22 protein-coding genes are annotated in these 22,860 nt (G+C 70.7%); 13 read left to right on the forward strand and 9 right to left on the reverse strand.

Features of this window, described 5'->3' with window-relative positions; all coding sequences use genetic code 11:
• The first annotated feature begins 156 nt into the window (after positions 1-156).
• The 3 genes from SACSA_RS0117940 (at position 157) to SACSA_RS27060 (ending at position 1,839) form a co-directional block, all read left to right on the forward strand.
• Complete coding sequence (locus SACSA_RS0117940; RefSeq protein WP_019819111.1) at positions 157-876, forward strand: DUF5947 family protein; 720 nt, start codon at positions 157-159, stop codon at positions 874-876.
• 172 nt (positions 877-1,048) lie between these two features.
• A complete protein-coding gene (locus tag SACSA_RS0117950) occupies positions 1,049-1,708 on the forward strand; it encodes a DUF6084 family protein (protein WP_019819113.1) in 660 nt (219 codons plus the stop codon).
• Complete coding sequence (locus SACSA_RS27060; protein ID WP_269634822.1) at positions 1,705-1,839, forward strand: hypothetical protein; 135 nt, start codon at positions 1,705-1,707, stop codon at positions 1,837-1,839. Before SACSA_RS0117950 ends, SACSA_RS27060 begins: the two co-directional genes overlap by 4 nt.
• Positions 1,840-1,918: 79 nt before the next feature.
• On the opposite strand, the gene arsB is transcribed toward SACSA_RS27060, so the two are convergent.
• The gene (arsB, locus tag SACSA_RS0117960) at positions 1,919-3,007 is read right to left on the reverse strand and encodes an ACR3 family arsenite efflux transporter (RefSeq protein WP_019819115.1); all 1,089 of its coding nucleotides are present in this window, start codon (positions 3,005-3,007) and stop codon (positions 1,919-1,921) included.
• A complete protein-coding gene (locus SACSA_RS0117965; protein WP_019819116.1) occupies positions 2,998-3,408 on the reverse strand; it encodes an ArsR/SmtB family transcription factor in 411 nt (136 codons plus the stop codon). Before SACSA_RS0117965 ends, arsB begins: the two co-directional genes overlap by 10 nt.
• Before the next feature lie 93 nt (positions 3,409-3,501).
• On the opposite strand from SACSA_RS0117965, the gene SACSA_RS0117970 reads away from it, so the two are divergent.
• Positions 3,502-3,930, forward strand: a complete 429-nt coding sequence (locus SACSA_RS0117970) for an arsenate reductase ArsC (RefSeq protein ID WP_019819117.1) — start codon at positions 3,502-3,504, stop codon at positions 3,928-3,930.
• 87 nt (positions 3,931-4,017) lie between these two features.
• Here SACSA_RS0117970 and SACSA_RS0117975 read toward each other — a convergent pair whose 3' ends face one another.
• The 3 genes from SACSA_RS0117975 to SACSA_RS0117985 all read right to left on the reverse strand — a co-directional run bounded on the left by SACSA_RS0117975 (position 4,018) and on the right by SACSA_RS0117985 (position 6,276).
• Positions 4,018-4,740 (reverse strand): class I SAM-dependent methyltransferase, encoded by a 723-nt coding sequence (locus SACSA_RS0117975; protein ID WP_019819118.1) that lies wholly within the window; start codon positions 4,738-4,740, stop codon positions 4,018-4,020.
• 264 nt (positions 4,741-5,004) lie between these two features.
• Positions 5,005-5,286: a WhiB family transcriptional regulator gene (locus SACSA_RS0117980; protein ID WP_019819119.1), complete on the reverse strand. Its 282-nt coding sequence runs from the start codon at positions 5,284-5,286 to the stop codon at positions 5,005-5,007.
• 69 nt (positions 5,287-5,355) lie between these two features.
• Positions 5,356-6,276: a ribonuclease Z gene (locus SACSA_RS0117985; protein WP_019819120.1), complete on the reverse strand. Its 921-nt coding sequence runs from the start codon at positions 6,274-6,276 to the stop codon at positions 5,356-5,358.
• Between the two features lie 120 nt (positions 6,277-6,396).
• Here SACSA_RS0117985 and SACSA_RS0117990 point away from each other — a divergent pair, with 120 nt between their 5' ends.
• The 3 genes from SACSA_RS0117990 to SACSA_RS0118000 all read left to right on the forward strand — a co-directional run bounded on the left by SACSA_RS0117990 (position 6,397) and on the right by SACSA_RS0118000 (position 12,190).
• Positions 6,397-7,428, forward strand: a complete 1,032-nt coding sequence (locus SACSA_RS0117990) for a DNA polymerase IV (RefSeq protein ID WP_019819121.1) — start codon at positions 6,397-6,399, stop codon at positions 7,426-7,428.
• Between the two features lie 144 nt (positions 7,429-7,572).
• Positions 7,573-9,630 carry a DNA gyrase/topoisomerase IV subunit B gene (locus SACSA_RS0117995; RefSeq protein WP_019819122.1) on the forward strand — a complete coding sequence of 686 codons (2,058 nt, stop codon included), beginning with the start codon at positions 7,573-7,575 and terminating at the stop codon, positions 9,628-9,630.
• A 76-nt stretch (positions 9,631-9,706) separates the two neighbouring features.
• Positions 9,707-12,190 carry a DNA gyrase/topoisomerase IV subunit A gene (locus SACSA_RS0118000; RefSeq protein ID WP_019819123.1) on the forward strand — a complete coding sequence of 828 codons (2,484 nt, stop codon included), beginning with the start codon at positions 9,707-9,709 and terminating at the stop codon, positions 12,188-12,190.
• Between the two features lie 611 nt (positions 12,191-12,801).
• Here the strand turns inward: SACSA_RS0118000 and SACSA_RS0118005 are convergent.
• The 4 genes from SACSA_RS0118005 to SACSA_RS0118020 form a co-directional block, all read right to left on the reverse strand.
• Positions 12,802-13,737, reverse strand: a complete 936-nt coding sequence (locus tag SACSA_RS0118005) for a pseudouridine synthase (protein ID WP_019819124.1) — start codon at positions 13,735-13,737, stop codon at positions 12,802-12,804.
• A 154-nt stretch (positions 13,738-13,891) separates the two neighbouring features.
• Positions 13,892-14,839 carry a LamG-like jellyroll fold domain-containing protein gene (locus SACSA_RS0118010; protein ID WP_019819125.1) on the reverse strand — a complete coding sequence of 316 codons (948 nt, stop codon included), beginning with the start codon at positions 14,837-14,839 and terminating at the stop codon, positions 13,892-13,894.
• Entirely contained in the window at positions 14,836-16,299 is a 1,464-nt protein-coding gene (locus tag SACSA_RS0118015; RefSeq protein ID WP_028662007.1) for a PQQ-dependent sugar dehydrogenase, read from the reverse strand. The genes SACSA_RS0118010 and SACSA_RS0118015 overlap by 4 nt, the downstream gene beginning before the upstream one ends.
• A 257-nt stretch (positions 16,300-16,556) precedes the next feature.
• Complete coding sequence (locus tag SACSA_RS0118020; protein WP_019819127.1) at positions 16,557-17,546, reverse strand: sugar-binding transcriptional regulator; 990 nt, start codon at positions 17,544-17,546, stop codon at positions 16,557-16,559.
• A gap of 126 nt (positions 17,547-17,672) precedes the next feature.
• Between SACSA_RS0118020 and SACSA_RS0118025 the strand changes: the two genes are divergently transcribed.
• From SACSA_RS0118025 to SACSA_RS0118050, 6 genes are all read left to right on the forward strand, one after another.
• On the forward strand, positions 17,673-18,671 hold the full coding sequence (locus SACSA_RS0118025; protein ID WP_019819128.1) for a zinc-dependent alcohol dehydrogenase family protein: 999 nt from the start codon (positions 17,673-17,675) through the stop codon (positions 18,669-18,671).
• A 2-nt stretch (positions 18,672-18,673) separates the two neighbouring features.
• On the forward strand, positions 18,674-20,038 hold the full coding sequence (locus tag SACSA_RS0118030) for an ABC transporter substrate-binding protein (protein WP_048876945.1): 1,365 nt from the start codon (positions 18,674-18,676) through the stop codon (positions 20,036-20,038).
• Entirely contained in the window at positions 20,035-20,964 is a 930-nt protein-coding gene (locus SACSA_RS0118035; RefSeq protein ID WP_019819130.1) for a carbohydrate ABC transporter permease, read from the forward strand. Before SACSA_RS0118030 ends, SACSA_RS0118035 begins: the two co-directional genes overlap by 4 nt.
• Positions 20,961-21,770 carry a carbohydrate ABC transporter permease gene (locus tag SACSA_RS0118040; RefSeq protein ID WP_019819131.1) on the forward strand — a complete coding sequence of 270 codons (810 nt, stop codon included), beginning with the start codon at positions 20,961-20,963 and terminating at the stop codon, positions 21,768-21,770. The genes SACSA_RS0118035 and SACSA_RS0118040 overlap by 4 nt, the downstream gene beginning before the upstream one ends.
• Positions 21,771-21,905: 135 nt before the next feature.
• Positions 21,906-22,292, forward strand: a complete 387-nt coding sequence (locus SACSA_RS0118045; RefSeq protein ID WP_019819132.1) for a hypothetical protein — start codon at positions 21,906-21,908, stop codon at positions 22,290-22,292.
• A 97-nt stretch (positions 22,293-22,389) separates the two neighbouring features.
• A partial coding sequence (locus SACSA_RS0118050) for a universal stress protein (protein WP_019819133.1) occupies positions 22,390-22,860 on the forward strand: 471 nt, incomplete at its 3' end.

A 22,860-nucleotide genomic window follows, 5' to 3' on the forward strand; every position in this document is an offset into this window, starting at 1 on the left:
GGACGGGGTGGCCACCGTCGAGGTGACCGAGGGCTCGGCGGAGGGCGTCGAGGACCTCGTGCGCGCCGCCGCGCCGGAGGTGGGCGAGGTGCGGGTCGAGCGGCGCACCGCGCCCGCGTTCGTGCCGCTGACCTCGGTGCGGGCGCGGTGAGCGCGATGACCGCCATCCCCCCGCTCACCGGCCTGCGCGGTCTCGTGCGGAACGAGCGGGACCGCGAGGCAGGCACCCCGGCGCGGACCGGCTCCACGCAGGCATGCGAGCTCTGCGCCGAACCGCTGCCCGCTGAGCACCGGCACCTGCTGGAGGTCACCGACCAGCGCATCCGGTGTTCCTGCCAGGCGTGCGGGGTGCTGTTCGACCGCAAGGCGGCGGCAGGCGGGCGCTACCGGAGCGTGCCGCGAACGCGCAGGCGGCTGCCGGACCTGCGCATCGACGACGTGCTCTGGGCCGGGCTGGGCGTGCCGGTGCGGCTGGTGTTCTTCGTCCGGCACGAACCCGGTGGCGGAGCGGAACCCGCGCGGACACGGGCGGCACCGCACGGCCTTCCGCCTGCCGCAGCGCCGGTCACCGCCCACTACCCGAGTCCGCTCGGCGTGGTCACCACCCCGGTGGACGACGAGGCGTGGGACCGCGTGGTCCGCGCCAACCCGGTGCTGGCCGAGCTGGACACCGAGGTGACGGCCCTGCTCACCCACCGGGGCCTCGACGAGCACTGGGTGGTGGGCCTGGACGACTGTTACCGGCTCACCGCCCGGGTACGACACCAGTGGAGCGGAATGACGGGAGGTGACGAGGTATGGCACGTGATCGAGGAGTTCTTCACCGAATTGCGGGACGGCGGTCGTCCCACGTCCGGATCGGCAAGCCGGACGTGAGTACCGACCTCCCCTCGCACACGCGAGGGGTGCGGCAGGGCAACAGCAGCGGTCACTACGAGAAGCAGCCCGGGCACACGCCGGACGGGCGGTCGACGGCACGGCGCTCCACGGGGATCCGTCCGTCGACGAAGAATCCGATCCTGCCCGGTATGCCGAACCTCTCGCCGCCGTGAGCGCGGACACGAGCGTGACCCCGGCGTTGTCCTGGCGCGTCACCGGGGCCGACGCCGAGCCGCTGGCGACCGTGCCGACGTTGCGGTTGGCCGTGGAGATCTCCTGCTCAACACCGGGGCCGGTGCACTGCGTGGTGCTGTCGGTGTCGGTGCGCATCGCCGCCGCGCTGCGCGACTACGACGCCGCGACGCGGCGCGCGCTGCGCGGCGTGTTCGGCACCGACGAGCAGTGGGCCGACAGTCTCGGTGATCTCGTCTGGGCCCAGCCGACCGTGGTCGTGCCCCGGTTCACGGGCAGCACCGTGGTGCGGGTGCCCGTGCCGTGCGGGAGCGACGTCGAGCTGGCGTCGGTGAGCTACCTCCAGGCGCTCTCCGACGGAGACGTGCCGCTGCGGCTGCTGTTCAGCGGCACCGTGTTCCACGCGGTGGACGGGCGGCTCGCCGCCGCCGCGCTGCCCACCGACAGCGAGGCCCGGTACCGGATTCCTGCGCGGCGGTGGCACGAGCTGCGGCGGCGGTACTTCGGCGCGCACCGCTGGGTGCGGCTGGACGAGGACACCTTCGACCGGCTGCACGACTACCGGGTCCGCCGGGCCTGCGCCTCGCCGCAGGAAGCCATCCAAACCCTGTTGCGAACCGGAGGGAGCCAGTCATGACCGGGAAGGCGACGAGAAGCCGGGCAGGCGTGCGGTGGGCGGTCGCGGGACTGCTCGGTGTGGCGGTGGCGGGTGCGCTCGCCACGCAGATGCCCGGCATCGTGCGCTACCTCAAGGCGCGCTCCATGTGAGCCGCGCCCCGATGCCCGCGGACACGCCGTGGGCCGTGACGACTCACGGCGTGTCCGCGTTCCACCCGCTTCGCCCGGATCAGGTGCGGGCGGCGCGGGTGCGCCAGCGGCGGCGCAGCCACAGGCTGACGTAGACGAGGGCGACCAGGACGGGCACCTCGATCAGCGGGCCCACGACCCCGGCCAGTGCCTGCCCGGAGGTCACGCCGAACACGCCGATGGCCACCGCGATGGCGAGCTCGAAGTTGTTGCCCGCCGCGGTGAACGCGAGCGTCGTCGTGCGCGCGTAGCCCAGCCCCGAGGCCCTGCCCAGTGCGTACGAGCCCGCCCACATCAGCGCGAAGTACGCCAGCAGCGGCAGGGCGATGCGGGCGACGTCACCGGGGCGGTCGGTGATGGTCTCTCCCTGGAAGGAGAAGAGCATCACGATCGTGAACAGCAGCCCGTACAGCGCCACCGGCCCGATGCGGGGCAGGAACCGGCTCTCGTACCACGCGCGGCCCCGGGCGCGCTCGCCGAGGCGCCGGGTGGCGTAGCCGGCCACCAGGGGGATACCGAGGAAGACCACCACGTTGAGCACCAGCGTCCACGGGGACACGGCGATCGAGGTCGTGTCGAGGCCCAGCCAACCCGGCAGCAGGTCGAGGTAGAACCAGCCGAGCACGCCGAACATGAGCACCTGGAACACGGAGTTCAGCGCGACCAGCACGGCGGCGGCCTCGCGGTCGCCGCGGGCGAGGTCGTTCCAGATGATGACCATCGCGATGCAGCGGGCGAGGCCCACGATGATCAGTCCGGTGCGGTACTCGGGCAGGTCCGGCAGCATCAGCCAGGCGAGCGCGAACATCAGCGCGGGGCCGAGCACCCAGTTCAGCACCAGCGACAGTGCCAGCATCCGCCGGTCGCGGGTGACGGTGTCGAGCCGGTCGTAGCGGACCTTCGCCAGCACCGGGTACATCATCAGCAGCAGGCCCAGCGCGATCGGCAACGACACCTCGCCGACCCGCACCGCGTCCAGCACGCGCCGCACACCCGGCACCAGCGAGCCGAGGAGCAGCCCGGCTCCCATCGCGGTGAGGATCCACGCGGGCAGGAACCGGTCGACGAAGGACAGCCCCCGCAGTACGTCGCGGTCGGCGGGCGATTCCACGGTGCGCGTCACGGGCACGGCCTCCTGATCTCCGCGTGCGCGGTGGCGGTCGCGGCGAGGTCGGACAGCGTCGCGGCGGCGGAGCGCAGCGGCTCCGGGCGCAGGCGGTAGTAGGTGTAGCGCCCGCACGGCTCGGTGGTGACGAGCCCGGCCTCGCGCAGCAGGCGCAGGTGGTTCGAGACGTTGGTCTGGCTCGCCCCGGTGTCGGCGACCAGGTGGGACGTGCACAGCGTTTCGCGCGCGAGCAGGCCGACGATCGTGGCCCGCAGTGGCTCCGCCAGCAGGCGCAGCACGTCGGTCGGCGGCGCGGCCGGGACCGCGTCGCCGGGCGAGGGTGAGCCGTGCGCTTCGTCGGGTGCGGTGACGTCCGGTGCGGTCGCGTCGTCGGGTGAGGTCAGGGTGGCACTGTCGATGGACACGGTGACGGACGATACATCAGCCGACCCTGATGTGAGGTGTAGCGTGAGCCGCGTAACCGTTCGTGTGTCCGCTCGATCCCCCGGGAGTGTTCCATGGCCGACCGGCCGGAGGTTCTGCTCGTCTGCGTCCACAACGCGGGTCGCTCGCAGATGGCGGCGGCGCTGCTGCGGCACCACGCGCTCGGCCGCGTGGTCGTCCGCTCCGCCGGGTCCGAACCGGCCGAGCGGATCAATCCCGCCGCCGTCGCCGCGCTGGGGGAGTGGGGTCTGGACATCGGTGCGGAGATCCCCACCAAGCTGTCCACCGAGGACGTCGAGGACGCCGACGTCGTCATCACGATGGGCTGCGGTGACACGTGCCCGGTCTTTCCGGGCAAGCGCTACCTCGACTGGGACCTCGCCGACCCCGCCGGGCAGCCTGTCGAGCGGGTGCGGGAGATCCGCGACGAGATCGACCGCCGTGTGCGCACCCTGCTCGCCGAGTTGCTCGACGGCGCGACGCAGGGATCCGCGCGTTCCTGACGCTCCCCGCCCCCGCGCGGTGCCGTCGCGCTGGACAGGCTGCCGCTCTCCGGTTCCGTCGGTGGTCTCGGGCTACGGAACCGGGTGCTAGCCGGTCTTGCGCGCCACGCAGAGCACGGACTGACCGAACGGCACCGGCAGCGCGCGCTCCACCGTGCGGGTCACCGGCACGACGAACCGGTCGTAGGCCGCCACCAGACGCGGATTCGGGGCGTTCGCACCGCCCTTGCGCACGGCGGCCCACCATGCGAACGCGCCGAGGAAGTTCACCGGCCGCGCCTTCTCCACGGTCAGGCCCGCACGACGCGCGGCCTCGCTCACCGTGGCGGGGGTGTAGCGGCGGTAGTGCCCGACCTTGCGGTCGAATTCGCCGTAGAGCCGCTCGTAGCCGGGCACGAAAAGGACGATGTTGCCGTCCGGGATGAGCGAGCGGGACAGGTCGCACAGCGCCGTGACGTCGTCTTCGATGTGTTCGAGCACGTTGATGGCGACCAGGGTCTCGACCGGCTCGGCGAGCGGGTTCTGCCCGTCGATGTCGTACTGCTGGACCTCGACCTCGGGGCGGTCGGCGAAACGCTCCTTCATCCGCTCGACCGCGCCCGGGTCCACATCGGTCACGACGTAGCGGTCGAACCCGGTGAACCCGTCGGCGAACTCGCCCAGTCCGGCGCCGACCTCCAGTACCGAACGGCCGCAGTGCGGGCGGATCAGCTCGCGCTGGTAGGCGAGATAGCGCGGTTTGCCGTGGTCGCTTTCCAGCTCCCGGCCCGTCGCGGCGGAGAACTCGTTACCACCCGCTTCGTTCGTCACGTTCGCTCCCTGTGCCCGGTCGTGTGTCGCGTCGGTGACTGACGCGTGTCCGAATCGTAACCCGCGCCGTTCACCGGGGACGGTGCGGAGCCGATCACTCTGTGTAGCCGCCGGGTGTGCGCGAAACCCCCGTCCGTTCGACGCGGTCGCGACGGCGTGGCGTCGTGCGGGCGGGGGCTTCGTGAGGGAAACGTCTCTTCGATTGTCGGACGGGTCACGGCGTGCGGCCACGGCGACCCGCTCCGGGCTTTTCCCGGACCGGTGTCAGGCCGCTTCGTCGTCGCGGATTCCGGAGCCGCCCGCGCGGGCGCGCCGGGTGCGAATCAAAGCACGCCGTTCCCGTTCCGTGGTGCCGCCGAAGACGCCGTGGTCGAGACCGTTCTCGATCGCGTACTCCAAACACTGGTTCGCCACAGGGCACCGCGCGCACACGGCCTTGGCCCGGGCCGTCTGCTGGGCGCCGGGCCCCATGTCCGACACGGGGAAGAACAGTTCCGGGTCCTCGTCGCGGCAGGCGGCATCGAGCCGCCAATCGGCATTGTCCATGGCGTGCCGCCTCCTTTCCGGTGGGAAACGTTCAGGCAACCGTGGGGACAACGCACGCCGATGTCGGCACTATTCCGGTCGGGCCCGCCGGGGGACCGGGACACGGCTCACATCGCGAGCGACCACGATCTCGCCGCCGAATACCTCGGCCGCTTCGTCGTGAAACCCCTTCGGGTCCGAATAGCGCTGTGAGAAGTGCGTCAGAACGAGGGTGCGCACTCGGCTCTCGGCGGCGACCCGGCCCGCCTGCCGGGCCGTCAGGTGACCGTACCGTCGTGCCAGATCCGCCTCGCCGCTCGCGAACGTCGATTCGATGACCAGCAGATCCGCGTCCTCGGCCAGGGCGAAGGCGGCGTCACACAGGCGCGTGTCCATCACGAAGGCGCACCGCTGGCCACGTCGGCCGACGCTGACCTGCGACAACGAGACCGTGCGTCCGCCGACGTCCAGCGATCCCCGCGCCCGCAGCCTGCCGACGTCCGAACCGTGCACACCGTGCCGCGCCAGCAGGTGGGGCACCATGCGCACACCGTCCGGTTCCACGAGCTGATACCCGAACGTTTCCACAGGGTGATCGAGACGGCGGGCGCGGAGTTCGCCGAACGCTCCGGTGGCCACCACGCCGTCGCCGCGCACAGGCCGTTCGGCCACCTCGGTCGTCGCGTGGAAGACGCTGGCGCGACGCAGCCTGCCGAAGTACTCCGCGCCCGAGGCGGGATAGTGCGCCCACACGCGCTCGACGCCGTCCAGCGACATCCGCTGCACGATCCCCGGCACGCCGAGGCAGTGATCGCCGTGGAAGTGCGTCAGGCACAGACGTGTGACCGCGCTCACGGAGACCCCGGCGAAGGTCATCTGCCGTTGCGTGCCCTCACCGGGGTCGAACAGCAACCCTTCACCGTCCCACCGCAGCAGGTACCCGTTGTGGTTGCGCTCGCGCGAGGGCACCTGGCTCCCGGTGCCCAGCACCACCAGCTCGCGGTTCGACACCCGACCACCCTAGGACCCCGTTCCCGCCACGCGCCGGACGTCGCGAGCACCCGCGTCGGCACGCCGGTGCCGGGGGGCCACGGGTGGCGCCGGTCCTCGGCGGGGGCGCATACTGCGAAGGTGTCCACACAGGACTGGGTGCTGCACGTCGACCTCGATCAGTTCCTCGCCGCCGTCGAGATCGCCCGGCACCCGGAACTGCGCGGAAGGCCCGTCGTCGTGGGCGGTGCGGGCGACCCCACCGCGCGCGGCGTGGTGGCGACAGCCTCCTACGAGGCACGGGCCTACGGGGTGCACTCCGGCATGCCGCTGCGCACGGCGGCCAAGCGCTGCCCCGACGCGGTCTTCCTCCCCAGCGACGCCCCGGCCTACGAGGAGGTCTCCGAGCGTGTGATGGCCGCGCTGCGCGAGCTGCCGGTGGTGGTCGAGGTCGTCGGCTGGGACGAGGCGTTCCTGGGTGCGCGCACCGACGACCCGGAGGCGCTGGCGGGCCGGGTCCGGGAGACGGTGGCCGAGCGCACCGGCCTGTCCTGCTCGGTGGGCATCGGGGACAACAAGCACCGCGCCAAGCTCGCCACCGGGTTCGCCAAACCCGCGGGTGTCGCCCGGCTCACCGCTGCGACCTGGCGTGAGGTGATGGACCATCGCCCGACCGACGCGTTGTGGGGCATCGGCGGCAAGACCCGGCACAAGCTCGCCGACGCGGGCATCCGCACCGTCGCCGAACTGGCCGCGGCCGACCCCGCCGAACTCGCGGTGCTCTTCGGTCCCCGCCTCGGGCCGTACTTCCGGCTGCTCGCCCACGGCGCGGGCGACCGCGACGTCACCGCTACGCCGTACGTACCGCGCTCGCGCAGCCGCGAGACCACTTTCCAGCACGACCTCGACGATGTCGACGAGCTGCGCGAGCACCTGCGCCGCCTGGCGCGCCGCGTCGCGGACGACGTGACCGCCGAGGGGCGTCCCGCGGCGCGGGTGGCGATCAAGGTCCGCTTCGCTCCGTTCATCACCCGGACACGCAGTGTCACACTGCCCGCGCCGACCAGCGACGCCGCCGAACTCGACCGCGCCGCGCAGGCCGTGTTCGGCCTGTTCGAGCTGGACCGTCCAGTTCGGTTGCTCGGCGTGCGAGCCGAGTTCGCCGGGGAATGAGTCGAAACACACCGGCGTTGGACTCATGGTGGACGTGGGCGGCCCGTTACCCTGCACTACGCTGGTGCGGCGTTCGAACAGTTGACCGAGCGCGCGGCCCGGCACCGCGATCCGGCTAATCGTGAACTGGGAGAGAGCGACCACGTGACTGCCTCCGCTGAGACTCTGTACGGGGCCGACGACCTGACCCACCTGGAGGGTCTGGAAGCCGTGCGCAAGCGACCCGGCATGTACATCGGGTCCACCGACAGCCGCGGGGTCAACCACCTCTTCACCGAGATCGTCGACAACGCGACCGACGAGGGCGTGGCCGGGCACGCGACCAGGATCGTGGTCACCCTGCACGCCGACGGCAGCGTCGAGGTCTCCGACGACGGCAGGGGCATCCCGACCGGCACGCACGGCAAGTCCGGGCTCAGCGGTGTCGAGCTGGTGCTCACGCGGCTGCACGCGGGCGGCAAGTTCGGCGGGTCGGGGTACAAGGCGTCCGGCGGGCTGCACGGCGTGGGCGCCTCGGCCGTCAACGCGCTGTCGCTGCGGCTGGACGTGACCGTCAAGCGCGACGGCAAGGTGCACGAGATGTCCTTCGCGCGCGGGGTCCCCGGCACGTTCGACGGGCCCGGTCCGAAAGCGAAGTTCACCCGCCAGTCCGGCCTGCGCACGGTCCGCAAGCTCAAGAAGGGTGAGTCGACCGGGACCACGATCCGGTACTGGTACGACTCCCGCTACTTCGAGAAGAACGCGGCACTCGACATCGACGTCGTGCGCACGAAGCTGCGCCACACGGCCTTCCTCGTGCCCGGCGTCACCTTCGTCCTGCGCAGCGCCACCGACGCCGCGATCAACGAGGAGACCTTTCACTACCCGGACGGCGTCGCCGACATGGTCGAGTACCTGGCCCCGGCGGGCGACCGCGCGGTCTGTGGCACGCAAATGATCACCGGCGAGGGGACCTACAAGGAGAACGCCGCCGACGCCAACGGCGTCATGCAGTCCAACGTGGAGCGCCGTGCCGAGGTGGAGGTGGCGCTGCGCTGGGGCACCGGCTACGAGCGGACGGTGGAGTGCTTCACCAACACCGTCCGCAACGTGCACGGCGGCACCCACCGCAAGGGCTTCGAGCGCGGTCTGCTGCGCGCGGTGCACGAGGCGATCTCCAAGACCCGAGGGCTGCTCAAGCCCAAGGAGGACATGCCCACACTGGACGACGTCTACGAGGGCATGACCGCGGTGGTGCACGTGCGGATTCCCGAACCGCAGTTCACCTCGCAGACCAAGGACGAGCTGTCCACGGCGGGCATCACCAAGGTCGTGCAGGGCATCGTCGAGAAGCAGATCAAGGCGTGGGCCGAGCACCGCAGGACGAAGTCCGAGGCCAAGACGGTGCTGCAGAAGATCGTGGACGCCTCGCGGGTGCGGCTGGCGCAGAAGCAGCAGAAGGACGCCGCCCGGCGCAAGACCGCGCTCGAGGGCGCGGCGATGCCGCCGAAGCTGGTGGACTGCCGGACCACCGGCGTGTCCCGCAGTGAACTGTTCCTGGTGGAGGGCGACAGCGCGCTCGGTTCGGCGCGGCTGGCGCGGGTCTCGGAGTACCAGGCGCTGCTGCCCCTGCGCGGCAAGATCCTCAACGTGCAGAAGGCGAACCTGGGCGAGGCACTGAAGAACGCCGAGATCGCCTCGATCGTGCAGGTGCTCGGCGCGGGCACCGGCCGCACGTTCGACACCTCTTCCCTGCGCTACGGCCGGATCATCCTCATGGCCGACGCCGACGTCGACGGCTCGCACATCCGCACCCTGCTGATCACGCTGTTCGCCCGCTACATGCGGCCGGTGATCGAGCAGGGCCGCCTGTACGCCGCGATGCCGCCGCTGCACAAGATCACCACCAAGGGCCGTGACCCGAAGACCTTCTACACCTTCACCGAACGCGAGATGGAGGCGAAGGTCGCCGAGCTCGAACGTGCGGGCAAGCAGATCGTCACTCCGGTGCCCCGGTTCAAGGGGCTCGGTGAGATGGACGCCGACGAGCTGTGGGAGACGACGATGAACCCCGCGTCCCGGGCCGTCCGCCGGATCACCCTGGACGACGCCGACGCCGCCGAGGCCGCGCTGGAGCTGCTGATGGGGGAGAAGGTCGAGCCCCGGCGCAACTGGCTGATCACCTCGGCCGAGCGCGTGAACCAGGCCGCCATCGACATCTGAGACCGACCTGGGATTCGCCGAGGGCCTCTCGTCCCCCGACACCGCCACACATCACCACGGGAGCTGGAGAGTAAGCATGGCACGCCGCAAGAACACGACGAGCCGGGTCGATCCGTCGGCCTTCGACCAGGCGGGCGCGCGGATCTTCGACACCCCGGTCCGCAGCGAGATCGAGGACTCCTACCTCGAATACGCCTACTCGGTCATCCACTCCCGGGCCCTTCCCGACGCGCGCGACGGGCTCAAGCCGGTGCACCGGCGGATTCTCTACTCGATGAACGAGAACGGCTACCGCCCCAACCACGCCTACGTGAAGTCCTCGCGCGTGGTCGGTGACGTCATGGGCCGGTACCACCCGCACGGAGACTCCGCGATCTACGACGCGATGGTGCGTCTGGCGCAGGACTTCTCCATGAACGTGCCGCTGGTGGACGGGCACGGCAACTTCGGTTCCGTCGACGACGGGCCGGCCGCGAGCCGGTACACCGAGGCACGCATGTCGCCGGAGGCGATGCTGCTGGTCGGTGAGCTCGGTGAGGACACCGTCGACTTCCGTCCGAACTACGACGGGTCGCTGGACGAGCCGCAGGTGCTCCCGGCGGCGTTTCCGAACCTGCTGGTCAACGGCACGTCCGGGATCGCGGTCGGCATGGCGACGAACATGATCCCGCACAACCTGGGTGAGGTGATCGCCGCGGCGAAGTGGCTGATCAACCACCCGAACGCGTCCCTGGACAAGCTCATGGAGTTCGTTCCCGGGCCGGACCTGCCCACCGGCGGCCAGTTGCTGGGGCTCGACCAGGTGCGCAAGGCCTACGAGACCGGGCGGGGAGTCGTGCGCATGCGGGCGCGCGTGACCACCGGGCCGATCGAGGGCAGCCGCAGGCAGGGCATCACGGTCACCGAACTGCCCTACGGCGTCGGGCCGGAGAAGGTGATCGAGCGGATCACCGACGAGGTGAACAAGTCGAAGCGGCTCACGGGGATCGCCGACGTCAAGGACCTCACCGACCGGGAGAACGGCACCCGCCTTGTCATCGAGTGCAAGGTCGGGGTGAATCCGCAGGCGCTGCTCGCCGACCTCTACCGGCTCACGCCGTTGGAGCAGTCGTTCGGCATCAACAACCTCGTGCTCGTCGACGGAACGCCGCGCACGCTGGGCCTGAAGGAGATGCTGGAAGTCTTCCTCGCCCACCGCTACGAGGTGGTGACCCGGCGCACCCGCTACCGCAGGCGCAAGCGCGAGGAGCGACTGCACCTGGTTGAGGGCCTGCTCAAGGCACTGGTCGACATCGACAAGGTGATCCGGCTCATTCGCGGCAGCGAGGACGCCCGCGCCGCGAAGGAGGGCCTGATGACGCGCTTCAAGCTCTCCGAGGTCCAAGCCACCTACATCCTCGACACACCGCTGCGCAGGCTCACCAAGTACGACAAGATCGAACTGGAGTCCGAACAGGACAAGCTGCGTGCCGAGATCGCCGAGCTGACGGCGATCCTCGACGACGAGTCGGTGCTGAAGAAGCTCGTGGCCAAGGAGCTGTCCAAGGTGGCCAAGAACTTCGCCACCGAGCGGCGCACCGCGCTGATCGACGGCGACCTCAAGGAGGTGCTCGCCGCGTCCAAGCCTGCGGGGCCGCTCGAGGTCGCCGACGACCCGTGCCAGGTCGTGCTCTCGGCCACCGGCCTCGTCGCCCGGACCGCGGCCGAGTCGGAGGAGGCCGTCGAGGGGCGCAGGCGGAGCGGCCGTGCCAAGCACGACGCCGTCGCGGCCACGGTGCACACCACGGCGCGCGGCCAGGTCCTGTTCGTGACCAACCGGGGCCGGGCGTTCAAGGCGGACGTGCTGCCGCTGCCGGTGCTGCCGCAGCAGGCGGGCACCGTCTCGCTGCGTGGCGGGGTCGCGGTGCGGGAGCTGATTCCGCTCGAAGCGGGTGAGCGCGTCGTCGGCCTGGCTCCGCCGGTCGAGCAGGTCGGTGACTCGCCCGGGCTCGCGCTGGGCACCCGGCGTGGTGTGGTCAAGGTGTGCGCGCCGGAGTGGCCGGTGCGCTCCGACGAGTTCGACGTCATCACCCTCAAGGACGGCGACGAGCTGGTCGGCGCCACCTGGCTCACCGACGGGGCGGAGTCGTTGACGTTCGTCTCGTCGCAGGCGGCGCTGCTGCGCTACGACGCGTCCCTGGTGCGGCCGCAGGGGCTGCGTGGCGGCGGTGTCGCGGGGATGACGCTCTCCGGTGACGCGGAGGTCGTGTTCTTCGGGGCGGTGCGCACCGACGACGCCGAGCACGGCGAACCGCAGGTGGTCACGGCCACGGGTGAGACGGTGAAGGTGACACCGCTGGCGGAGTACCCGGCCAAGGGGCGGGCGACCGCAGGCGTGCGGGCGCACCGCTTCCTCAAGGGCGAGACGCACATCGCGCTCGCGTGGGTGGGCCCCCGCCCGGCGGGCGCGTCCAAGCGGGGTGAGGCGGTCGAACTTCCCGATCCTGACCCGCGGCGCGACGCCTCCGGCGCCGCCCACCCGGGCCCGGACGTCGTGGGCCACCTCATCGACCGAGCCTGACCCACCCACCCCACCCGCGAGTTGCCCGTTCCCGCCCGCGAGTTGCCCCTACTTGTCCGCGAGTTGCCCCTACTTGTCCGCGAGTTGCCCGTTCCCGCTCGCCAGTTAACCTTTCCCGCTCGCGAGTTGTCCCGGTCGGATCGGTGAGTTGTTCTGCCGGGGCGCGGACCGACGGCACTGAGCCGGCCGACCGGCGGCTTCCGTCCCGGCGCGGTCGTGTTGTGGGCAGCTTTTGGCAGGTTCTCCGTACGGGGTAGCCCGCGACGTGTGGGGTTGTCCGGGCACAGCGGGCCCTCGCGGCCCTCTGTGTGATTTGCCGACCGGCGGACCAGTACGACTCCGGAGGCGGCTCGGCAGCCGCGGAAGCTGATTCGCGCGCGTGACCGGCGGGCTCGGACGCGCCACTCGCAAGATCGGGCGGCGACTCGCGAGCTATGCGCGGGTGACTCACGGGCGGGGAGGGGCAACTCGCGGGCAGGATGGGGCGACTCGCGGACCGGAAAGGGCAACTGGCGGACCGGAGAGGGCGACTCGCGGGCGAGAAGGGGCAACTCGCGGGCAGGAAAGGGCAACTCGCGGGCGGGAAGGGGCGACTCGCGGTGGTGGGGTGGTCAGGGGTGTGCGTTCCAGGCCGCGTGGGAGGTCCAGGCGGTGAGTGTCCTGTGGGTGTCGAAGCGGCGGGGTCGGCCGGTGACGGGGTCGTCGAAGGCCAGCACCGTGGCGAGCAACTGCAGGGGGCGACGGAAGTCGTCGGGAGCCGTCTCGGTGACCACCGGGTAGAAGGTGTCGCCGAGGATCGGCACCCCGCAGGAGTTCATGTGCACACGCAACTGGTGGGTGCGGCCCGTGCGGGGGATCAACCGGTACCGGCCGAGGCCCCCGGCGTGGTCGAGCAGCTCGATACGGGTTTCGGCGTTCGGCTCGCCGGGCAACTCCCGCGCCGCCACCACACCTCTCTTCTTGACGATGCGGCTGCGCACCGTACGGGGCAGAACGAGGTCGGGGTCGTACGGCGCGACCGCCTCGTACTCCTTGTGCACGAGCCGGTCGCTGAACAAGGTCTGATACGGCCTGCGCAGCTCGCGCCGGGTGACGAACATGAGCAGTCCCGCGGTGACGCGGTCGAGCCGGTGCACCGGGGTGAGGTCGGCGAGTCCCAGGTCACGGCGCAACCGGGCCAGCGCCGTCTCGCGGGCATGGCTGCCGCGCGGCGTGGTCGCCAGGAAGTGCGGTTTGTCGACGACCACCAGGTCGTCGTCGCGGTGGACGATGCCGAGGGCGAACGGAACCGGCACCTCGTCCTCCGGCGGGTCGCGGTGGAACCAGACGAGGCCGTTCGGCACGAAGGGTGTGTCGGGCGAGACGGGTCCGTCGGTGGTCACGAAGCGCTGCTCACGCAGCATCTCGTCGATGCGCTCGGGCGGGAGCCGGTGCAGCTTGCGGACCAGGAAGTCCCGCACGGTCGGGAAGGGACCGCGCGGAGGCAGGCGCAGTCGCACGGCGTCGAGGCCGTCCCGTTGCGGCAGGGGCGAGGGCGGACGTCTCACGCCGGAGACGGTAACCGGCGGCGGGAATCCACGCTGCCGTCGGGTCCCGGCGGACCGCCGGGCACGACGCCCGATGGAGCACGGCCCTGACACGGCGGGGACCGGGCTCCCGTCATGGGAGGTCCCGGTCCCCGCCGTGGTCATCCGCCGCCGGTCACCACCGGCGTGCCCAGTGATACTGGTGCGCCACCTCCCCGGCGGTCAGCGACCGGTCGAAGAACATGAGACTGTCGAACCGGCAGTCGCACGGATTGCGTTCCCGGTTGTTCTGCGGGAAGCTCCCGCCGATCTTGATACCGGCCGGGTTCGTCGCCGACGTCCGGTCCGGCTCCGGCGGGCCCTCGACGTCCCACGGGTCTCCCGAGTCGGTGTAGAAGCCGGGAACCCGCTCACCGTTGCGGTAGAGGGCCATCGTGCCGTCGTCGAAGTCGAACGTCGCGGTCAGGAACACCCACTCACCCCGGGGAAGCAGGCGCTGCCAGTCCTCGTGCGCGGCGAACGTCCGGGACGACTCACCGTCGACGCGGCGGCCGAGCGCCACCAGCCGCAGCTCGCCGTCGACCTCGATCAGTTCGAGCAGGGCCCGGACACCGTGGCCCTCCGAATCACCGGAGAGCACACCGGCCAGACCCACGGCGTTGAACCGGTCTCCGGGATCGGGTGTGGTCGTGTCCGGCGCGGGATGCCGCTCGCCCGTCACCTTGAACCAGCCCATCACCGTGGTTCCGGTCGTCTCGCTGAAGGCGTTCAGCGTGGGCACGCCGTCGGGCGAGAAAACGCCGGCCTTCCAGTCGTCGTTACCCTCGGCGGCCGGGTCGATCTGTCTCGTCTGGATCGAGTGGCGGCTACCGGGGTGCGCGCCGTCGGGCACGCGCATGTCCGCGCCGCCGTTGACGAGATCGAGCGTCGTGCCCGAACGTCCCTGGTCGACTTCCCGCGCCGGGTCGCCGGGCACCGGGTGGTCGAAGTCGTAGTGCGCCTCGAGGTCGCCCGCCAGCGGCGGGAACACGGGCCCATGCCCGGGGGCCGCCGCGTCGGCGACCCCCGGAAGCACGAGCGAGGCGCACATCAGCGTGGTCAGGCCGAGTGCGCGTGTTCTCATGGCCGCTGCCACTGCGCGCCGGTGACCTTCCAGACCGTGCCGTTCGCCTTCGACAGGATGAACAGCTCGCCCTCGGCGTCCGTGCCGAACCGCAGGTCCACGCGCTCGTCACCGGCGAGGTCCCGCATCGTGAGCACCTCGCCGGAGTCGTCGTAGATGCGCATGGTGTAAAGCGTGGCCAGGTCGGTGTGGTCCTTGGCGTTGTGCCGCATCTCCCAGACATCGCTGTAGAAGAGCCTGCCGTCCACACCGTCGCCGAAGAGGTACTTGCCGCGCAGCATCGGCACGTCGTCGCCGCGGTAGACGAACCCGCCGATCACGGCGCGACCGACGTCGCTGCAGTAGCCCTCCGGGGCGTCGTGGTCGTAGGCCGCGACCGGGTAGGTGTAGCCGTAACGGCGGTCGTTCTTCGGCAACGGGTAGACCGCACAGCCCTCGGAGTCCCACTTGTAGACGAACGGGCCCTCGCGTTCGCTCCAGCCCATGTTGTCGCCCTTGCGCACCTCGTAGATCGACTCGATTTGGTGCTGGCCGATGCTGCCGAGGTAGAGCTTGCCGGTGGCGCGGTCCCAGCTGAACCGGTGCGGGTCGCGGAAGCCGACGGCGTAGATCTCACCCAGCGCGCCGGGCTTGCCCACGAACGGGTTCGAACGCGGGATGCCGTACTCGCCACTGGCGCCGTTCGTGCCCTCCGGGTCGATGCGCAGGAGCTTGCCCTGTGGCACGGAGAGGTCCTGCGGCACGTCGCTGTAGACACCCGCGCCCCCGTCCCCGGCGGCCACGTACAGCAGGCCGTAGTCCTCGTCGCCCGGCCGCGCGGTGGGGTTGAACCCGATCTGCTGGAAGCCGTGGATGCGCGTCGGGAAGGACACCCGCAGCATCTCACGACTCGTGCCCGAGAAGGTGTTGGCCGACGGGTCGTCGGCGGTCCACTCGGTGATCACACCCTGGATGACGGTCTCGTGCCGGTTCGGCAGGTCGGGCTCCTCGTTCTCGAGCGCGTCCCTGGCCTCGGTGTGCACGGTGTAGACCTTGCCGTTCTCGGCGAAGTCGGGGTGGAAGGCGATGAAGCCCGCCCCGCTGCCGAGCCCGGAGTAGGCGTAGAACTCCGGGGCGAACCTCTCGGCGATGTCCAGATAGGTGTGCGTCTTCCCGTCGTCGATCAGGTACATGCTGCCGTTGAGGTCGGGCACGTAGTAGCGGCCCGAACCGTCCGGCACCTCGCCCATGTAGTTGATCCGGGCGTGACGTCGCAGGCGGTCGTCGGTCGGTGGTTGCTCGGGTTCGGATTCCGGCAGGGTGACGACCTTCTCGACCTCAAGACCCAGTCCGGACACCGTCGCGTCCGGCAGAGGGTCGGCGATCGGTTCGTCGGTGCGGGCGGAGGCCTGCGGCACGAGGAGTGCCGTCAGAAGGGAGGCCGCGCCCAGCACCAGGACCCGTTTGCCAGCTCTCGACATCTGCTCACCTCGTTGGGATCGCTGTCGTGAAAGCGCTTTCTAAGCGTTACAAGATCAGGAGCGTACCGGCGGCACTGTCGAGTCGGCAAGGGTCCCCTGGGGCCGATGCCGGACAGGCGCGGCGCGTGTGTTAAAGGAACGACGAGTCGTCTCGTTGGAACGCGCCGCGCCGCGGGCGCGTGATGCATCGAACATGTGTTCGATGCTAACGGCGGGTCTCGGGCGATGTCATTCGCTGGATGGAGTGACGAGCATGGCTACGGCGTCGTGGCGGGGTGGCGTGCCCGCGCGAGGTCGAGCGCGGCGCGCGCGGTGTCGGAGTCGGTGATCATCGTCGTCGCCAGGCCCGACCGCAGCACGGCGTCGACCGCCTCGGCCTTCGGTGCCGTGTATCCCAGCGCGATCACCTCGGGCACGCGGCGCAGCTCCTCGTGCGTGATCGCCAGGACGTGGTGGGCCAGGCCGGTGGACAGCGCGTTGCCGTCGGCGTCGAAGAGCCGGGCGGCGACCTCCGCCTTCGCGCCGCGCTCGGTGATCGCGTCGCGTTCGTCCGGGCTCAGCGCGTCGTACACTGTGGACTCGCCAGCACGCCACGCGCCGATGCTGACCACGGCCGTGGTCAGGTCGCCGAACCGGCCGAACGTCTCCGCGATGCCGGGCTGGCGGCGCAGCGTGTCGGTCGTGCGCCGGTCGGGAAGGACCAGCGGCGCGAAGATCGGATACGCCGGGCCGCCCGCGACCTCGGCGAGCCGGGACACCGTCTCCACGGACCGGTCGCGCATGTCCATTCCGGCCTGCACTCCGCACAACTGCACGATGGGGCACGGGGGAAGGGTGCCGATGTGCTCGGTCATGACGTTGACCGACCGCGCCCAGGACAGGCCGATCACGTCCTCGGCCGTGACGGTCTCGGACAGCACTCGTGCCGCCAGCCCGCCGATCCGCTGCCGCAGTTCCGCCCGGCTCTCGCCGCCGTCGGCTCGGTCGAGCACGAACGCGCGGCGCAGGCCGTAGGCCGCGCGCAGGTCGTCGGACAACCCGGGGTCGACGGGTTCGGGGAGGTGGTACTCCAGCGAGACCAGCCCGCTGGCCAGGGCGGAATCGAGGATGCGTGCCACCTTGAAGCGGCTGATCCCGAACGCCTCGGCGATCTCGATCTTCGAGTCGCCCTTGACGTAGAAGCGGTGCGCCATGGTGGCGGCCCGGACGGCGTCCGTAAGGCCGGTGAAAGCTGCCTTGTTGCTCATATGAGCACAATAGCGCTGATTTGGCCCGGATTGTTGACGAATAGCCCGACAAAGTCGTTCAATGCCCGCACATTGGAGTGTTCGCGGAATATGAAGTGCTCAGATGAGCGGTGAGGGGTGCAGTGTATGCGCGCGGCGGTGATCGACGAACCCGGCACCGTCCGGGTAGCGGACGTACCGGACCCGAAGCCGGGGCCCGGGCAGGTGCTGGTGCGTGTGGGGGCATGCGGGATCTGCGGTACCGACCTGCACATCGCCGACGGCCACTTCCCGCCCACGCCGTACCCGATCGTGCCCGGTCACGAGTTCGCCGGGGAGATCGTCGAGATCGGGCCGGACACGCCCGGCGACACGGCCGTCGGCGACCGCGTGGCCGTGGACCCGTCCCTGTTCTGCGGCCACTGCGCGCCCTGCCGTTCCGGGCACGGCAACCTGTGTGCCAACTGGGGTGCCACCGGGGACACCGTGGACGGCGCGTTCGCCGAGTACGTCGCCGTGCCCGCCGCCACCCTCCACCGGATGCCCGAGGGCATGACCTACCGGCAGGGCGCGCTCGTCGAGCCGGTCTCCTGCGCCGTGCACGGGATGCGCCGGATCGGGGTCGAGGCCGGTGAGCGGTTCCTCGTCGTCGGTGCGGGAACCATGGGCCTGATCATGCAGCAGTTGCTGGTGCGGTCCGGCGCACGCGTCACCGTCGTCGACCGCGATGCCACACGGCTGCCCCGGGCGCGCGAGCTCGGTGCGGAGACCGTCGCCACCGACACGGCCGAGCTGCACGGCGAGACGTTCGACGCGGCCGTGGACTGCACCGGCGCGGTGCCCGCGATCGAGGCCGCCTTCGGCGCGCTGCGCCGGGGTGGCAGGTTGCTGGTGTTCGGCGTGGCACCGGAGCAGGACCGGATCTCGCTGTCGCCGTTTCGCATCTACAACGACGAGATCACCGTGGTGGGCTCGATGGCGGTGCTGCACAGCTTCGGTGCCGCGCTCGACCTCGTCGCTCGCGGCGTCATCGACGCCGACGCGCTGGTGACCGACACGTTGCCGCTCGAACGCTTCCCGGACGCCCTGGCGATGATGCGCTCGGGGGCAGGGCTCAAGATTCACGTCGCGACGGGAGGGCGGTGACGATGCGCGCCGTGTTCGGCAGGCGGGCCGCGCGCCGGATCGCGGCACTGCTGGCATCGCTGTCGGTCGTGGTCACCGGGTGCGCGGGCGCGGGCGCGATGGGCGGTGATGACCGGACGCTCGTGGTCGCGATCGTGGCCAACCCACAGATGAACGACGCCATCGCGCTGTCCGACCGGTTCGAGCGCGCGAACCCGGGCGTGTCGCTGAGATTCGTCTCGCTACCCGAGAACCAGGCCCGTGCGAAGATCACCGCCTCGACGGCGACCCAGGGCGGCGAGTTCGACGTCGTGATGATCAGCAACTACGAGACCCCGCAGTGGGCGGCCAACGGGTGGCTGAACAACCTCCAGCCGCACATCGACGCCAACCCGGGCTACGACGGCGAGGACTTCATCCCCAGCATCCGCGAGGCCCTGTCCTACCAGGGCGACATGTACGCGGTGCCCTTCTACGGGGAGTCGTCCTTCCTCGCCTACCGCGAGGACCTGTTCGCCGAGGCCGGGCTGACGATGCCGGAGAATCCGACGTGGGAGCAGATCGCCGAGTTCGCGGCGGTCCTCGACGACGACGCGGCCGGGGTGGCCGGCATCTGCCTGCGCGGCAAGCCCGGCTGGGGCGAGAGCCTTGCGCCGTTCAACACGGTGGTCAACACCTTCGGCGGGCGCTGGTTCGACGAGGACTGGAACGCGCGGCTGGACACACCCGAGTTCCGCGCGGCCACCGAGTTCTACGTCGATCTCGTGCGCGAGCACGGCGAGGTCGGCGCGGCCAGCGCGGGCTTCACCGAGTGCGGGACGCGCTACACCCAGGGTCAGGCGGCCATGTGGTACGACGCCACGGTCATGGCCGGGACAAACGAGGACCCGGCGAGCAGCACGGTGGTCGGCAAGTCGGGCTACGCGCCCGCTCCCGTGCGGGACACCCCCGCGGGCGGGTGGCTCTACACCTGGGCGCTCGCGATGCCTGCCAGTACCGAGCACCCGGATCTGGCGTGGCGCTTCATGCGGTGGATGACCGACAAGGAGTACGTGCGCACCGTCGGCGAGGAGCTGGGCTGGAACCGGGTTCCGCCCGGGTGCAGGCTCTCTACGTACGAGATCCCGGAGTACCGGGAGGCGGCCGCCGCCTACGCCGAACCCACGCTGGAGGGCATCCGCGACGCCAACCAGCGGCAGACCATGACGCGACCGGTGCCCTACCCCGGCATCCAGTTCGTCGGCATCCCCGAGTTCCAGGATCTCGGAACGCGGGTCAGCCAGCAGCTCTCCGCGGCCATCGCCGGGCGGATCACCGTCGACGAGGCGTTGCGGCAATCGCAGGAGTACGCCGACACCGTCGGCAAGGCATACCGGGAGACGCGATGACGACGACGCTCGCGCGACCGCAGGCGCCGGAGGAGTCCACACCGCCCCCGGCATCACGCCGGACGCAGGGATGGAAGCGCCGGGCTCCGCTGCTGCCCGCCCTGCTGTTCACGGTCCTGGCGACCCAGGTGCCCTTCCTGGTCACGGTGGTCTACTCGTTCCAGTCGTGGAACCTGATCCGGCCGGGCTCGCGGCACTTCGTGGGTTTCGACAACTACGTGGCCGTCTTCGCCGACAGCCAGTTCCGCGGCGCGCTGCTGAACACGGTCGTACTCACCGTGGTGTGCGTGTTCGTGTCCATGCTGCTCGGTCTCGGGCTCGCGTTGCTGCTCGACCGCGCCTTCGTGGGCCGGTCGGTGGTCCGGACTCTGCTCATCACGCCGTTTCTGATCCTGCCCGCCGCGGGCGCGCTGCTGTGGAAGACGACGATGTTCGACCCCACCTACGGGTTGCTCAACTTCGCTCTCGGCACCGACCTGGACTGGTTGTCCCGGTTCCCGCTGGCGTCGGTGATGACCCAGGTCGTGTGGCAGTGGACGCCGTTCATGACGCTGCTCATCCTCGCCGGGTTGCAGGCGCAGTCACGGGAGGTCCTCGAGGCGGCGCAGGTGGACGGTGCGGGCCGCTGGCGGATGTTCGCCTCCATCACTCTGCCGCAGCTCGCCCGCTACCTCCAGCTCGCGGCGCTGCTGGGCGCGATCTACATCGTCAACTCGTTCGACGCGATCTACCTGATGACCCAGGGCGGGCCCGGCACCGCCAGCACCAACGGGCCGTTCTACATCTACCAGCGGGCGTTCCAGGGCTTCGACGTCGGTCAGTCCTCGGCGATGGGCGTGCTGGTCGTGCTGCTGACACTGGTCGTCGCGACGTTCGCGCTGCGGCTGATGTTCCGCTCGTTCGACGTGCGCGGAGGTGTGAAATGAGACTGGGCCGCTGGGCGCTGACCGGGTTCACCTGGCTTGTCGCGATCCTGTTCGTGTTCCCGCTGGTGTGGATGGTGCTGACCGCGTTCAAGCGTGAGTCCGACGCCTACACCGACCCGCCGACCGTGGTGTTCGGTCCGACGTTGGAGCAGTTCGCGGGGGTGTTCGAGCGCGGGTTCCTTCCGTACCTGGCGAACTCGGCGTTCGTGACCCTGGTCTCGACCCTCGGGGTGCTCGCGTTGGGCATCCCGGCGGCCTACGCGCTGTCCCTCGCACCGGTGAAACAGACCGGCAACGTGCTCGGCTTCTTCCTGTCCACCAAGATGCTGCCGGTCGTGGCCGCCATCATCCCGCTGTACGTCATCTCGCAGAACGCGCGCCTGCTGGACAACGTCTGGGCGCTGATCATCCTCTACACCGCGATGAACATGCCGCTGGCGGTGTGGATGCTGCGGTCGTTCTTCCTCGAGGTACCCAAGGAGACGCTGGAGGCCGCGCGGGTGGACGGCGCGTCGCTGCCGACAATGCTGTACCGGGTGGTCCTACCGGTGATGGCGCCCGGCATCGCGGCCACCGCGCTGATCAGTGTGATCTTCTCGTGGACGGAATTCTTCTACGCGATCAATTTGACCGCCGCCCGCGCGGGCACGGTGCCGGTGTTCCTGTCCGGTTTCATCACCAGCGAGGGACTGTACTGGGCCCAGCTCTCGGCGGCCGCGCTGCTCGCCTCGTTGCCGGTCATGATCGTGGGGTGGATCGCGCAGAACCACCTCGTGCGGGGATTGTCGATGGGTGCCGTGAAGTAGCGCGTGGCCCGGTTCCCACCGCCGACGCGGCGGTGCGGACCCCGGTGTGTCGGCGAGGCGGGTGAGGGGAACTCCCGGGACGTCGCACGCCGGGTGGGTCGCCGCCCGGAGCGGTCGTGGAGAAGGAGGCCTCCGGTGCGCGAGGTGCTGCCCGTGGTGGCCGCCGTGGCCGTGGTGCTGTCGGGTTGTGCCGACGGGCCGACTCCGCCCGCGGGGCCGTCCCCCACCGGAACATCCCCCACCGGGCCGTCCGCGCCGCCCTCGACGCCGACAACGGACACCTCTGCCGAGGGCACGGCGGTGACCGTGCGCGGCACGGTCGCTCGCGGGGTCGAGGCGGGCTGCCTTGTGCTGGCGACCGGACAGCGGGAGTACCTGCTCCTCCGGGCGGGCCCGGAGCTGCGCCCGGGCGCCGAGGTGGTGGTCCGGGGCAGGACCCGGCCCGCCATGCCCACCACGTGCATGCAGGGCGTCCCGTTGGTGGTCGAGGAGGTCGAACCGGTGCGGGCGGGGCCTTCGTGATCCGTGGCGTGCACCACCGGGCGGGCATGTCCGTGGTGCCCCGCCGACGCGGGACCGGACCACCGCCAGCGCCGACATCGAGCAGAGAGGAGGCGCCGTGACACGGACGCACCAGCTTTCCGAGGGACGCGGCGGGATCATGGCCTGCTACGACGGGTCCGACGGAGGTCGAAGGGCGTTGTGGTGGGCCGCGCGGGAGGCGTCGGGCAGGCAGTGCCCTCTCGTGGTCGTGCAGTCGATGGAGTGGGACCTGCCGTCGCTGCACGCGGCGACCGAGCGCGGGGACTACAACGCTGCGCAGGTCCGCGAGACAGTGGAGGAGGACCTCGACCGCGCGGCGTCGGAGTGCCGCGACGCTCTGCCCGGGCTCACCGTGTTCCTGGCGCGGCCGGAGGGTCCTCCCGAAGTGACGGTGCCGGAACTGGCCGACGAGCTCGATCCGCAGCTCGTCGTGGCGGGGGCTTCGGGCCGCGGCGCGCTGGCGCGCATGTTGCTGGGCTCCACCGCCGCCGAGCTGGCGCGGGCGTTGCGGCAGGCCTTCGTGGTGGTGCGGGGCGAGCCCGCCGCG

The organism is Saccharomonospora saliphila YIM 90502, from assembly GCF_000383795.1.
In the GTDB taxonomy this organism is placed as follows: Bacteria; Actinomycetota; Actinomycetes; order Mycobacteriales; family Pseudonocardiaceae; genus Saccharomonospora; species Saccharomonospora saliphila.

Excerpts from the sequence above, each read along its gene's own strand:
- SACSA_RS0117940 (WP_019819111.1), top strand. The coding sequence starts at position 157 with ATGACCGCCATCCCCCCGCTCACCGGCCTGCGCGGTCTCGTGCGGAAC.
- SACSA_RS27060 (WP_269634822.1), top strand. The coding sequence starts at position 1,705 with ATGACCGGGAAGGCGACGAGAAGCCGGGCAGGCGTGCGGTGGGCGGTC.
- SACSA_RS0117970 (WP_019819117.1), top strand. The coding sequence starts at position 3,502 with ATGGCCGACCGGCCGGAGGTTCTGCTCGTCTGCGTCCACAACGCGGGT.
- SACSA_RS0117980 (WP_019819119.1), bottom strand. The coding sequence starts at position 5,286 with ATGGACAATGCCGATTGGCGGCTCGATGCCGCCTGCCGCGACGAGGAC.
- SACSA_RS0118000 (WP_019819123.1), top strand. The coding sequence starts at position 9,707 with ATGGCACGCCGCAAGAACACGACGAGCCGGGTCGATCCGTCGGCCTTC.
- SACSA_RS0118010 (WP_019819125.1), bottom strand. The coding sequence starts at position 14,839 with ATGAGAACACGCGCACTCGGCCTGACCACGCTGATGTGCGCCTCGCTC.
- SACSA_RS0118015 (WP_028662007.1), bottom strand. The coding sequence starts at position 16,299 with ATGTCGAGAGCTGGCAAACGGGTCCTGGTGCTGGGCGCGGCCTCCCTT.
- SACSA_RS0118020 (WP_019819127.1), bottom strand. The coding sequence starts at position 17,546 with ATGAGCAACAAGGCAGCTTTCACCGGCCTTACGGACGCCGTCCGGGCC.
- SACSA_RS0118025 (WP_019819128.1), top strand. The coding sequence starts at position 17,673 with ATGCGCGCGGCGGTGATCGACGAACCCGGCACCGTCCGGGTAGCGGAC.
- SACSA_RS0118030 (WP_048876945.1), top strand. The coding sequence starts at position 18,674 with ATGCGCGCCGTGTTCGGCAGGCGGGCCGCGCGCCGGATCGCGGCACTG.
- SACSA_RS0118035 (WP_019819130.1), top strand. The coding sequence starts at position 20,035 with ATGACGACGACGCTCGCGCGACCGCAGGCGCCGGAGGAGTCCACACCG.
- SACSA_RS0118040 (WP_019819131.1), top strand. The coding sequence starts at position 20,961 with ATGAGACTGGGCCGCTGGGCGCTGACCGGGTTCACCTGGCTTGTCGCG.